This is a genomic window from Kiloniella sp. (assembly GCF_048259265.1).
Lineage (GTDB): Bacteria > Pseudomonadota > Alphaproteobacteria > Kiloniellales > Kiloniellaceae > Kiloniella.
Genome location: NZ_JBLXHT010000001.1, coordinates 337,501 through 349,921, shown reverse-complemented (window position 1 = coordinate 349,921; position 12,421 = coordinate 337,501). Strand labels below are relative to the sequence as shown.

Below are 12,421 nucleotides of genomic sequence, written 5' to 3'. Positions count from 1 at the left end.
GAAACAATGTTGTTCTTAATTCAGCTATTATAAAACAAAAGTGATATAACTATCTATAGCTTAATAGTCATTTTTAAGTGTATTGGAGACCCCGATGATTGACATCAGACCATTTGATAGTTTGGGCCGATTTCAGAATGAATGGTTAAACGCCCATTATCATTTCAGCTTTGCAAACTATATGAATCCTGAAAGAACAGGCATTGGCCCTCTATTGGTTTGGAATGATGATGAAATCCAACCCGGTGGCGGTTTTCCAATGCATGGACACCGGAACATGGAAATCATCACCTATGTACGATATGGTGCTATTTCTCATGAAGATCACCTCTCAAACAAAGGACAAACACCCGCAGGCGATATTCAGGTGATGACGGCTGGCAAAGGCATCATTCACAGCGAATATAATAACGAAGCTGAAATAACCGGACTTTATCAAATCTGGATTCAACCTTCAGAAACCTACCTTAAGCCTCATTGGGATCAAAAAACCTTTTCCCAAGCTGATTACGCGAGTGGTTTTCTACCACTGGCGTCCGGAGAGAAAAAATATCCCAATGCGTTACCTATAAATCAAAACGCTACTCTTTACGGGACGCACCTGAAAGAGAATGAAGAGATAAACCAACCCATAGAGAAAGACCGACTAGGCTACCTTGTGGTTTCAAAAGGTTCGATCGAACTCAATGGTCAGCAACTGAATGAGCGAGACGGTGCAATGATCGCGAACGAAGAAAACTTAAACATCAAAGCCCTCGGGAACGCAGAGTTAATTTTTGCGGACCTGCCAGATACGGTTCAATAAGACAAGAGGAAAGGAACAGATAAATGGGAAAACTCGTAGATGGCCAATGGCATGATGTCTGGTATGACACCAAAAGCAGCAATGGTAAATTTCAACGCAAAGATGCCCAGTTCAGAAACTGGGTGACGGCGGACGGATCCAAAGGCCCCAACGGAGAACAAGGCTATCCTGCCGAAAGCGGGCGTTATCATCTCTATGTAAATCTAGCTTGCCCTTGGGCACACCGAGCCCTGATTTTCAGAAGTCTTAAAGGTTTGGAAGAAGTGATCTCAGTCTCTGTCGTTCACTGGGAAATGAAAGAAAACGGCTGGGAATTCAAACCCGGGGATCTTGGCTCTACCGAAGATCATCTTTATGGGTCTGAGTATCTCTATCAAATCTACACAAAAGCTGATCCGAACTATACGGGCCGGGTTACCGTTCCTGTGTTGTGGGACAAAAAAGAGCAGACAATTACCTCAAATGAGTCTTCTGAAATCATCAGGATGTTCAATAGCTCCTTTGATGCCTTTGCGACAAATGATGTTCCAGATTTTTATCCTGAAGATATGCGTGAAGCCATCGATAATGTGAACGAGCTCGTCTATCACAGCATTAACAATGGCGTTTACAAAAGCGGCTTTGCAACAACTCAAAAAGCCTATGAAGAAGCTTACTTCGAGCTTTTCAAAATGATAGACGATCTAGAAGAAAGACTGAATTCACAGAAATATCTGGCCGGAGACCGCTTGACGGAAGCTGACTGGCGTCTTTTCACCACCTTGTTACGTTTTGACCCCGTCTATTATGGACATTTCAAATGCAACAAAAAACGTCTTGTTGACTACCCAAATCTATGGGCTCTAACACGCGAGCTTTACCAATACGAAGGTGTCGCAGAAACGGTCAACATCCCTCACATCAAAGCCCACTATTACGGCAGCCACGGGACCATTAACCCAACGGGCGTCATTCCTGCTGGACCTGATATCAATTTCAACCAGCCTCATAATAGATAGCTTAAAACGAGCATCCGTGTATATCGGCTCAATCCAGAGCCGGTGTACACGACCGATTGAAACCTTTTAGCACTCTGAACTAAAAAGAAGATCCCGGTTGCTTCAGAAACTCAATTTCCTCTGGTGTACTTTCTCGTCCAAGTACTTCGTTCCGATGCGGGAAACGACCAAATCGGCGAATAATAACTTCGTGCTTGTGCGCATAACTCAACCAGTCTGGATTTTCATCCATATGCTGATAAAGCTCTAAAGACTTTTCCTGCATGGCAAGATCTTCGCTATGCTCAAAGGGTAAAAGAATAAAATTTCGCTCTCTTTGCGGAAGTTCTGTGTGCCACCCTTTATTCACGACCTTTTTAGCAATCTCCAATGCTTTTTTATCCGTCGCAAAGGTCTTGGGATCATTTCGGAACAGATTACGCGGCGCTTGATCGAGCAAGATACAAAGAGCCAAACAGCCCTTGGCTGTATCAGCCCAATGATCAAGCTCACCTGCACTTGCCTGCTGATAGAGAGGGCCGAGTTTCTCGGCAACTTCACGATCGAATTCCGGATCTTTAAAGAACCACTTCCGGTCCATACCGTCAGCTAACCAAAAACCCAAAACATCATCGATCACGGTGTACTCCCCTCAGGAATAGGTATTATACTCATCAAAGTACAGAACCTGTAATCTACGTCCTAACCATGAATAATCACAGGTTCTGAACCTTTTTATACCAATGCTTTACCCGTGCGCACCAATACTATTTGAAATACCGACCGAGATCCTGCGACAAAGATCATACAGCTCTTCGATTGGCTCAAAAATATTTATATGTTCATCCGAATAATCGCGGGTTTCATCATCGCTATAATCGCTGGGCTCGCCGTACTCTTTCTCGGTAAAAACCGTCTTGCCTTCATGCACGGGGAAAGTCGCTTTCAGTTCCTCTAAAGCTGCCGGAATTTCCATCGCAATAATATCTTGAATCAAATCCTCAAGCGTTAAATCATCGCGGTTGGCAAAAGTAGGAATGCGCATCGCCAACAAGAAAATTTCCTGAATGAGACACAAACGAACGACATGAAGGATGATCAGATTGATTCGCCGACGGGTATCGAAAGGGAAGACCTTCTCTTGACCATCGGCAGCCAGCGCATCCAACCCACTGTGGAGATGGATCGCATCTTGGCGGAAAACCTGTAACATCCTGTTCATGCCATCATAACGCTGCGTATCACCAACAAGATTAGAAAGCCGAAGCTGATCACGAGCCCGTTCTGTATGCTTTACGGCATAAGCCTTCGCAAGCCAGTATCGGGGGTTGAAAAGTGCCGCATAAGCTTCTGGCGTGTTTAAACTACTAAGACCTTTTGCATAGGACACCATATCCATAAAGCGTCGAACCCGATCTGATTCTCCGTGTAATTTCACAAAGGCATCCAGGTCTCTAGATATCGCCGTACCAAAACCACCCGCCGTGTTAGTCAGATACCCCAGTTGCTGAAGGATCGCATTATGCGGGATCGCTCTGATCTGGGACGGATGCCCCCGATCAATACCGTGATGTTTGTCGTGCTGGCGTTTGCTTTTTCGCGATCCTGTCTGATACAAAAGATTCGTACTAAAAGACCCCAGAAGCGCTGCATAGTCTTTGTTCTCTAGCGTACTTTCGTGGAAGTCTTTCAGGGTTAAAAAGAAATCTAGTGAATAGTCTGTGTTGGTATAAAAAGCATCCTCGTCATCCACAGTCGGCTTACCCAGCGCATGCTCCAGCAAGCGGGTTACTGTAGTCAGGGCCAGCTTGGGTGTTCCGAAATAGAGATATCCGTCCCCGCCCTGAAAGCTGACTTCCTGTTTCAACGGAATATTGTTCGCCGCAAACAATGAACGTGTCATCGGGGAAGACACATATTTAAGGCGATCATTAAAGCTCAACGGATGTGCCCCGCGCCCCATTGATTCGCCGTGGGTATCAAAAATAACAACCTCGACGCCTTTGACTTTATAATCAGCAAGCAACCGTGCCAGCTTCATATGCAGACGTTCGATAGCAAGTGACGCCGAAACCTGTCCTAAATAGCGTCCGGCATCAGAGAAACCGGTTTGAATACACAAACAACCGCGCTTTTCGACATAGGCACGGTAATGTTCGTTCTCCAGAAGCTCGGCAATAACCTCACTGCCACGTTCTAGCGCAGTTCCCGTTTCAAAGAGCGGAGAGATATCCAGCAGATCATCAACACCGAACAGCTTTGCGTAATAAAGGGCTGTCAAAATGGTAAAAGGTGTGTCGCACTCAGCAATTAAGAAGCGGATTGGGCGCGATGCATCAACATACTTGATCATCTGGGCAATCAACATGAACATGCGTTTTGCGGTCGTGTGTTCAGCAGATAACGAGCCAAAGTTTATGCGAATTGGTTGCACCTCATCCAACAAACCGGAAAGTGCGCGGAAATTCCCTCGGCGGCGTCCGGGATCATCCGGTTCACCTTCCATAGCAATATTCTTGCGAATAGCGTTATGGAGTTGTGCAGAATTGAGCCTGACATGCATATGAGATGTTGCCAGCCCATAGTTTGCAATTTCAGATCTCAAAATAATCAGAGAGCGTTTCAGTTCAGTATTATCAGTTAAGTTGAGGGCGCGGTTAATTGCTTCAATCAATTCCGCAGTATGCACCAAACGTGCACCATCGTCTGCAACAATTGAACGGGATATTTCTTTTAAGGCTTCTTCTGATGCACTGTTATCACTGAAAAATTCAGTTTCTTTTTCAGCCACATGCAAAGCAAGGGTAACCCGGCTCTTGATCAAGGCAAGCGTGGTTTCCAGTTCATCCTTTTCACCTTGATGAGCTGTAGTTATCTCGTTCAGTTTGGAAATATAGTAGCCAAGTTGAACAACCTGAACCTTCATTCGGGTGTGGAGCGTATTCGCCCATGTAATATCGGTCCTGCCATCCAAATCATACCCGACCCAACTTGCCACGGATAGAACACGTGGAGAAAGCTCGGTCCATTTTTCAGGATAAAGTTCTTCTGCAACGGCCAAAGCAACGTCGTATACTTCTCTTAAGGCTTGCTGTATCGAAGCGATAGCCTCCATCGCCTGTCCATGTTCAGCAAGTAAATCAATGGCCTGATCAGGCTCATGAGAGTTACCTATAACAAGCTGATTAAGTGTATCAATCGCCTTGGTATCAAGCGCTTGTCCATCTGAACTTTCATTCGCCGTAAACTGGGCCAGAGCCTGATATAGCTCTTTAGACAAACCAAAGGTCGGATGCGCGGTGATAACAATCCCGAATGCCTCGCGTTCCAGCTTGTCTTTAAAAGCCTCGAACGAAAGCTGAGTATTCTCATCATCAAAAGCCAACGCTTTGAAAAGCTCCGACAACCTGGATTTATTATCAGCAATACTTTCGACACCAACATAATCTGAAACGCGCTTTGCTCTGCCTCCAAAGGCTTCGACAGATAAATATTGCACCAACTGGGAAAGTAGATCGACGGAAAGCTCGCCTGCAGCAAGACGCTCTGAAAGATCGTGAGCAAGCTCCAGAACCGGATTTCCCAGCGGATGGCTGGTTGTCTGTTGCCGCATGGTAATCAGGCGAGATTCCAATTCATCACGCAGTGCACAAGCTTCCGTAAAACGCTTCTCACCTTTAACCTGAGAAAACAACGCGTCCAAAGCGAGCCCTTTAGAGGCTTTAGATTTTGCCATTAATTTTGACCTTCCCATTCACGACACTACTTAGGGCACATCAGACTTAGATCGTCATTCATGCCTTCGAATTCATGGTCATTTTTTTATATTTAGTTTCCCGATTTAATTCGGGTCTGTCGTGCTGGGGATTTTTATATGACCACTTTATAATTTTCTGTGCTTATATAGAGAAAGTTACAAAGCTAGCAAAGAGAATTCTTCTATCAGTTCATAATCAAATTAAATATATTCTATTTTTTTCAACTAATTAGATAAATTTTTGCCCCTCAAAAGAAAAAGCCTGTTGAATAATAATCTACAATTCGCCGTTCAATATGGTTAATTTTGGTATCGTCACAGAAAAGCCACTGGAATCACTAGAAAAAATCGTTGCATCAACATTCATAAAGGAATAAAACTAAAGCATGAGCGATTTTTTTAAAAATGACGACGAACTCGTCTTGCAACTAGGCGACCTTCTTCCTGATGACGCAGGGGAAGTGGTTCTGTTTGCACGCGATGAACCGCTCAAAATCGAATCAAACACTCCCTTGATCGAAACAGGTGTTGTTGAAGATTCACATATCACAGCATCTGGCACAGATGTTGGTGGGCTGACCTATAGTCAGTTTGCAAATGGAATGACTTTGTATCACGACAATGATCATATCTTGATCATCGCACCGGACGTATAAAACACTCTACCTTACATATAAGCGCAACAGCCTTTAAAGCATTCCGGAATTTAATTTTTTCCTGTAAGCTAAAGTATCGTTACGCCCTGTGATTATATTCAGCCGCTTTCGCCTCTTTAAAAATCGATAGTGATCCAATGCTACGCTTTTTTATTTCAGCTTTGTTCTTCTTTATAACGTCTCAATCCTTTGCTGAGACATCGCGCGGGTTAGAAGCTTATAATCGTGGTGACTTGGAAGCAGCCCTATCCGAATTTCGAGAACCAGCAACAAACGGAGATACAACAGCGCAGCTCTATATGGGGCATATTTATCGCGAAGGCATTAAGGGGAGCTTGGATTATAGACAATCAGCTTTCTGGTATCTAAAAGCTGCAAAACAGGGGCACGTCCAAGCCCAAAGTTTTATTGGACTATACTATACAGATGGTATTGGCGTTAGGCAGGACTTTGACCTCGCTGTCCACTGGCTAGAAAAAGCAGCAAACGCAGGCGACCCTGCGGCACAAAACAGTTTGGCTGCAATCTTTAAGAATGGCCTTGGACGCGTCGTTGATTACGACAAAGCAGCCTATTGGTATACCAAAGCAGCAATGCAAGGGCATCCTATTGCCCAGCGAAACTTGGGACGTTTTTACGAAAAAGGTCGGGGCTTTCAAGTAAATCTTATAAAGGCCTATGCTTGGTACAAAACTTCATCTCTTCAAGGAAACACCTATGGCACTCAATCTCTGCGACAAATAAGCGCGAAAATGACTTCGATAGAGGTTCTTGAAGGTGAAGAACTTGCCAAGAGTTTCCCAAGAAGGTAAGGATCAAGTATGATAATGCCCTGCTCTAAGGGCTAGTTTTAAAATACTTGAGCATAATATGCCCCGGCAAGATAAACAGATAGCGAAACAGGACAAACAAAGCATTGCGGCGCTTTCCATATTTGCGCTCTGTTTCAAGTTATTCCTGCCAATATTTATAAGCTTCTTTATCTCCATTCAAACGACGGCTTCTCCCCTTACCGATTCAAACGACGCTCAGGTCACGCTGGAAAAATCTCTGGGCTTTATTTGCACCTCGAGCGGCATAGATCAAAACCAGCAAAATGATTCAAGTTCAACAACTCTGACGGATCATTGTGATCATTGTTTGACCTGTGCTTTTTATACGCTTCAGCGTAATACTGATAAGCGAACAGCACCCCTGTTGGTGCAAAGTACCTTATCGTGGCGGGTCATAGGCTCAAATCAAGCCAAACTACCCCTTGATGATCAGCGCCATTCTTCAAGGGCGCCTCCGCGCGCTTAGTAAAGCCCCCACCAAGTAGAACAAACTCCATCTATGTTTTCTTTATTTTCTGGCCATTGGGCCTGAAAAACAACATGAGGTTATCATGAAAAAATTTCTCGTTACCCTAACAGCCCTTCTTGCCCTAACACTTTCTGGTTTAGCCTCTGCGAAGGATTTTAAAGCCGGCGACATCATGGTTAAACAACCTTGGGCGCGTGCTACGCTTGGCCAAATGAAGAACGGCGCTTCATTCCTGACACTACACAATATGGGCGCCGAAGATGACAAACTGGTCGCAGCCGCGGGTTCTGCAGCCAAACGTATTGAACTGCATTCTCACACTATGGTCGATGGCGTCATGAAAATGCGCCAGGTTGAAGGTGGTATTCCTGTTACTGCGGGATCAATGGTTGAGCTAAAACCGGGTAGTTTTCACATCATGCTAATGGGGCTTGAAGCACCATTGAAAGAAGGCAAAATGTTTCCTCTAACACTGACTTTTGAAAAAGCTGGTAGCGTCGATATTATGGTGCATATTGAAAAAGGTGGCGCGATGAAAATGGACGGTGAGGACAAAGATCACAGTAATCACTAAAAGGTCATTAACCCAAAATCGGGTTTAAATGGTAAAAAAGCCGAGCTTACCAAAAGCTCGGCTTTTTCTTTACTCACAGTTTATCTTCTATGCACTGACTTCTTCCATAACCAATTCAAAGTCTTTACGCCCAAGTGATTTACCATTTGCGATGATCTCGACCTGATGAAGTCCCGGATAATACCTGCGGGTGGTTATCGGTTTAATATTGTGACGCTTTCTGGTTTCGTGCTTTTCCCCTGCGGCAAGTTTAAATGTTTTCCATTTAAAAACCTTGGGAGACGTTCCGCCATTGGCTTTTCGGTGGTGAACAACATAATCAAGAATTAGCGCCTGATCCTCATCACTTTCAGAGGTCATTGTCACTTCAAATTCCACCCCTTCCCCATAGATTACGGATGGGGTCAGCACTCTAAAATCAATCAATTCAACCTGCGCATCTTTATACCCCAGAGCTTCTAAACACTTTTTATGTCCTGATTTTATAAGGGTACGACAGGCATGACGAATAAGTTTCTGCCGCTCTTTAGATGCCCCTTTCATCCATTTCTTCGCAATGTCAGCCACAAGATCAGGATGATCTTTTGCAATATCATTGAGATTATTGGCAACAGAGCGCCGCACATATTCTTCTGGATCATCCCGAAGCTTTTCCAGAAGAGGAAATAAAGGGGCAGGATTTTTGATAAAGTCTGGTAATTGCATCGCCCAAGGCAATCGAGGACGAGAACCTTCCGAAGCCAATCGACGCACATGATAATTTTTGTCATCTGCCCAGTTCATGATTTCTGCCAATGTTACCGCGGGTGCAGAAAGTAAAAAGTGTCGAATAGCAAACTCAGAACTCGAACGCTTGGTCATTTCCTTGAGTAATTCCATGGATAGATGAAAATGCTCTTTGCCATAGAACGCAACATAATCACACATAGGCATAACCAACCAGCCGGACACACCTTTATCTGAAGTACCCTGATCACTTATCGATATATTTTCATCGGGGTTCAAAATCCCCAGTAAAATATTTGCAGCACGGGAAAAATCTTCGGGCAGATATTTATAAAGTGCCTCAGTGATCCTTCCAGATCGTTGCTTTAATTCAAGCTTACTCAGATCTTTCGTCGCAAACGCAATAAACCCTTCCCGGTCAAAATCACTTTGTTGTGCCTTAAGATGCTCAGCCATCTTGGATATTGACTTCAGATTAAAAACTTCTTTAAAGGGCTCCATAATAATCCTGTTTGCTTTCATGGGTTGCTTGGCATCTTCTTTTACATCCCCCCTCCTGACAGCATTGTGTCAGTAGGTATTTACAGTGCACGCTCACAACAATTTGAGTACTGTTAGCTCGTCATTTCAAATCATTTCTATAGGGTCATATAATGATATGGAAACCTTTGGATACGCCGGAACGAAATGATGCTTAAATCTCAACGAAAATGCTCATCCCTTTACATGACGGTCTTTATTCTTGCCGCGGCAATAAACTTTTCAGCGACTGCAAACGAAGCCCTAAAGCATGTCGACCACGTCATGACCCATTGGGCGGACACACCTCAAGAACAGGGATTACTTCCCGTTGCTACTGCGGAAGCCAAAGTCGCCAGAACTCACGCTGGTTTAGCGGCATCGAATCTAACAGACCTAGGTTCTATGCACCTACACACTCGTCATGTTCTGCACGCTTTAGACCCTACGCAGGAAGCAAAAGGACCCGGACTTGGTTACGGCTTAATAAGAGCATCAGAAGGTGTGGCAATTCACGCTGAACTGGCATCTGATTCAGTAGATGCCAGTGATATTGTCCGTGTTTCCGGAATTATGGTCGCATCAGTTGGTCGCAATACAACCCGCCGCGCCAGAGAAGCTCTCGAACTTTCAAAGCAAATCCTTTCGAGTAAAACTCCCGAAACCGCCGCCCCTATGGTACAAAATCTCAAGCAGTTAACCCAAGCACTCTTTGCGGGGGAGGATCTGGATAAAGACGGCCGTATTGTTTGGTATCATCACGAAGGTGGATTGAAAATTGCCATCGAACAGATGGAAATCATTAAGAAAAGTACAACACAATAAACAAAACCAAAGCCCCCAACCACAACGAAAGGCCGGTATCCGATACCGGCCTTTCCTATCCTAAAAGCGGTATTTCCCCTATATTTGGACAGTTGCAACGCTTTTTTTGTTCCAGAAGAAAAAGACAATAAAAACAGCTAAAACAGCAAGATGAATTTGCCATCCCAGCGGCCACAGCAACCCAGCCCCGAGAGCAAAAACGACACCTCGTTCCAGCCAGCTCAGTTTTTCTTCCAAGTACCCCTGCAACGCCCCTGTAAAAGCATACAGACCAACAAGAGAGAACCCAAATATCATAAGCACCTCGTGCCACTCACCACCCAAGAATGGGGTATAGGCAAAAAGTAACGGAACAATATAAAGGCCTTTGGCTACTTTCCAGGACTGTAACCCTGTTGCCATGGGCGGAGTCTTGGCAATTGCAGCTGCCGTGAAAGCAGTCAAGCAAACAGGTGGCGTTACATTACTATCCTGTGATAACCAAAAAATAATCATGTGCGCGGATAACAACGCATAGATTTGAGTATCTTTATCCAACACCATTTGTCGCAGGGTGTCGGACATATCTGGCGGAACCAACGCCAGAATTCCTTTTGCGGCCTCTGTGGACATCGGCAAACCAATTTCGGCAAGACGTTCAGGAGCTGCCAACATAAAGATGGCTTTGGCATCATCAGCCAGATTACCCGCGGCAATAGCCTCAACCAATAAACCATCCGCAATAAGTGAATAGAGAGCCGGGGCAGAAAGCGTTCCCAACACAATATATGATGCTGTAACAGGCAAGCCCATTCCCAAAACAAGCGAGGCTAGCCCGATAAGCACCATCGCAATGATCAGGCTATCCCCTGCCCAATTGGTAATCATCAAAGAAAATGTATTCCCAATCCCGGCCGTCGCAATAACATTAACAATCAAACCGACCGTACAGAGTAAGATCCCTGTCATGACCATATTCCGTGCGCCGAGTGCCAGAGCATCGAGAATGGCACGTAGACCCATTTTATTCGGCGTCAACCACGAAGCGACAACGACCCCGATAATTGAAAAGCCAGCTGCATAGGTCGGGGTAAAGCCATAGATCAACAAACCAATCAGGACTGTTATTGGTACAAGAAATGGTAATCCACCCCTTTTGAGAACTTCAAAGGCACTTTCCGTTTCCACTTCAACAACGTGCACATTGCTGCGTTTTGCTTCCATACGCACAAAAAAAGCTACCGTTGCGAAATAGAGAATAGCCGGCAGAAAAGATACGGCGATAATCGTCGTGTATGGAATTTGTGTATAGCTTGCCATTACAAAGGCACCCGCCCCCATAATGGGCGGCATCAACTGCCCGCCCGTTGACGCTGCTGCTTCAACGCCACCTGCAAAACGGGCAGGAAATCCTGCCTTTTTCATCAAGGGAATAGTTATTACACCCGTCGATGCTGTATTCGCCACAGCTGAACCAGAAATAGTGCCTGTAAGACCAGACGCAAACACAGCAACTAAGCCAGGACCACCAACTGTTTTTCCTGCAACGACACGTGCGAGATCAATAATAAAATCTCCAGCACCAGAACGCACAAGAAAAGCCCCGAAGAGAATAAACATAAAGACAAAGGTGGACGATATGCGAGCAATGTTTCCAAACAACCCATCATCACCATAAACACTTCTGAAAAGGATTGTCTCGTTACTTAGGCCTTTAAATTTAAATACACCGTCAATAAGGGCGCCCCACCACCCGATATAAGTCAGGGCCAGTACGATAAGAATTGGAATAATCCATCCCGTTGTCCGGCGGGTGAATTCAATGGCGATAATGATTAATAAAGTTCCAAATACCCACTCTGGCGTTTCTAAACGAACCCCACGTTCATAGATGGCGTCTTCCATAGAGATCATGTAAAGCGCAGCAAAAGCCCCCAAGAGACCCAAGGCCACATCGAAAACAAGAAGCCCTCTGTTTTTGCCATTCCCGATCATCGGATAAATTAAGGCCCCCATGAGGACGAAACCTGCAAAGTGCAATGAGTTCTGCCAAAGCCCCGGTATCACGGCAAAGACGTTGAAGTAGATATGCATCAGAGAAATGATCACCCCAAGGCCAAAAACGACCTTTCCGATCCATCCCTCATCACCACGGACAATCGCTTCGTGTTCGCCCAATTCAACTTCTGGTGCGTTTGTTTCTTGTGACATGATTTCCCCGAAAGAAAAGCGTAGTAATAAGACGGGCGCCCGACATGTCGAGCGCCCGATAAAGCATTGAAATATTACGACTTCGGTTGA

General features: G+C 45.0%; 11 protein-coding genes. 7 read left to right on the top strand and 4 right to left on the bottom strand.

Going from position 1 to position 12,421, the window contains the following annotated elements:
* The first annotated feature begins 94 nt into the window (after positions 1–94).
* Positions 95–805: a pirin family protein gene (locus ACN0QW_RS01670; RefSeq protein WP_417428200.1), complete on the top strand. Its 711-nt coding sequence runs from the start codon at positions 95–97 to the stop codon at positions 803–805.
* Positions 806–828: 23 nt separating this feature from the next.
* Positions 829–1,803: a glutathione S-transferase family protein gene (locus ACN0QW_RS01665; protein WP_417428198.1), complete on the top strand. Its 975-nt coding sequence runs from the start codon at positions 829–831 to the stop codon at positions 1,801–1,803.
* 79 nt (positions 1,804–1,882) lie between these two features.
* Here ACN0QW_RS01665 and ACN0QW_RS01660 read toward each other — a convergent pair whose 3' ends face one another.
* The gene (locus tag ACN0QW_RS01660; protein ID WP_417428196.1) at positions 1,883–2,422 is read right to left on the bottom strand and encodes a DUF924 family protein; all 540 of its coding nucleotides are present in this window, start codon (positions 2,420–2,422) and stop codon (positions 1,883–1,885) included.
* A 108-nt stretch (positions 2,423–2,530) separates the two neighbouring features.
* Entirely contained in the window at positions 2,531–5,518 is a 2,988-nt protein-coding gene (locus tag ACN0QW_RS01655) for a phosphoenolpyruvate carboxylase (protein WP_417428194.1), read from the bottom strand.
* 407 nt (positions 5,519–5,925) lie between these two features.
* Here ACN0QW_RS01655 and ACN0QW_RS01650 point away from each other — a divergent pair, with 407 nt between their 5' ends.
* The 4 genes from ACN0QW_RS01650 (at position 5,926) to ACN0QW_RS01635 (ending at position 8,071) form a co-directional block, all read left to right on the top strand.
* Positions 5,926–6,195, top strand: coding sequence for a hypothetical protein (locus ACN0QW_RS01650; RefSeq protein ID WP_417428192.1), 270 nt, complete (start codon positions 5,926–5,928; stop codon positions 6,193–6,195).
* Positions 6,196–6,332: 137 nt separating this feature from the next.
* Positions 6,333–7,007, top strand: coding sequence for a tetratricopeptide repeat protein (locus ACN0QW_RS01645; RefSeq protein ID WP_417428191.1), 675 nt, complete (start codon positions 6,333–6,335; stop codon positions 7,005–7,007).
* Between the two features lie 58 nt (positions 7,008–7,065).
* Positions 7,066–7,494, top strand: coding sequence for a DUF2946 family protein (locus ACN0QW_RS01640; protein ID WP_417428189.1), 429 nt, complete (start codon positions 7,066–7,068; stop codon positions 7,492–7,494).
* 85 nt (positions 7,495–7,579) lie between these two features.
* Positions 7,580–8,071, top strand: coding sequence for a copper chaperone PCu(A)C (locus ACN0QW_RS01635; RefSeq protein WP_417428187.1), 492 nt, complete (start codon positions 7,580–7,582; stop codon positions 8,069–8,071).
* Between the two features lie 87 nt (positions 8,072–8,158).
* Here the strand turns inward: ACN0QW_RS01635 and ACN0QW_RS01630 are convergent, their stop codons facing one another.
* The gene (locus tag ACN0QW_RS01630; RefSeq protein WP_417428185.1) at positions 8,159–9,298 is read right to left on the bottom strand and encodes a DNA alkylation repair protein; all 1,140 of its coding nucleotides are present in this window, start codon (positions 9,296–9,298) and stop codon (positions 8,159–8,161) included.
* Between the two features lie 186 nt (positions 9,299–9,484).
* Between ACN0QW_RS01630 and ACN0QW_RS01625 the strand changes: the two genes are divergently transcribed.
* Complete coding sequence (locus tag ACN0QW_RS01625) at positions 9,485–10,141, top strand: hypothetical protein (protein WP_417428183.1); 657 nt, start codon at positions 9,485–9,487, stop codon at positions 10,139–10,141.
* A gap of 78 nt (positions 10,142–10,219) precedes the next feature.
* Here ACN0QW_RS01625 and ACN0QW_RS01620 read toward each other — a convergent pair whose 3' ends face one another.
* Positions 10,220–12,331: a TRAP transporter permease gene (locus ACN0QW_RS01620; protein WP_417428181.1), complete on the bottom strand. Its 2,112-nt coding sequence runs from the start codon at positions 12,329–12,331 to the stop codon at positions 10,220–10,222.
* Positions 12,332–12,421 lie beyond the last annotated feature (90 nt).

Bases quoted from the DNA above. Each gene is read 5' to 3' on its own strand.
- ACN0QW_RS01670 (WP_417428200.1), top strand. From the start codon at position 95: ATGATTGACATCAGACCATTTGATAGTTTGGGCCGATTTCAGAATGAA.
- ACN0QW_RS01665 (WP_417428198.1), top strand. From the start codon at position 829: ATGGGAAAACTCGTAGATGGCCAATGGCATGATGTCTGGTATGACACC.
- ACN0QW_RS01655 (WP_417428194.1), bottom strand. From the start codon at position 5,518: ATGGCAAAATCTAAAGCCTCTAAAGGGCTCGCTTTGGACGCGTTGTTT.
- ACN0QW_RS01650 (WP_417428192.1), top strand. From the start codon at position 5,926: ATGAGCGATTTTTTTAAAAATGACGACGAACTCGTCTTGCAACTAGGC.
- ACN0QW_RS01645 (WP_417428191.1), top strand. From the start codon at position 6,333: ATGCTACGCTTTTTTATTTCAGCTTTGTTCTTCTTTATAACGTCTCAA.
- ACN0QW_RS01640 (WP_417428189.1), top strand. From the start codon at position 7,066: ATGCCCCGGCAAGATAAACAGATAGCGAAACAGGACAAACAAAGCATT.
- ACN0QW_RS01635 (WP_417428187.1), top strand. From the start codon at position 7,580: ATGAAAAAATTTCTCGTTACCCTAACAGCCCTTCTTGCCCTAACACTT.
- ACN0QW_RS01630 (WP_417428185.1), bottom strand. From the start codon at position 9,298: ATGGAGCCCTTTAAAGAAGTTTTTAATCTGAAGTCAATATCCAAGATG.
- ACN0QW_RS01625 (WP_417428183.1), top strand. From the start codon at position 9,485: ATGATGCTTAAATCTCAACGAAAATGCTCATCCCTTTACATGACGGTC.
- ACN0QW_RS01620 (WP_417428181.1), bottom strand. From the start codon at position 12,331: ATGTCACAAGAAACAAACGCACCAGAAGTTGAATTGGGCGAACACGAA.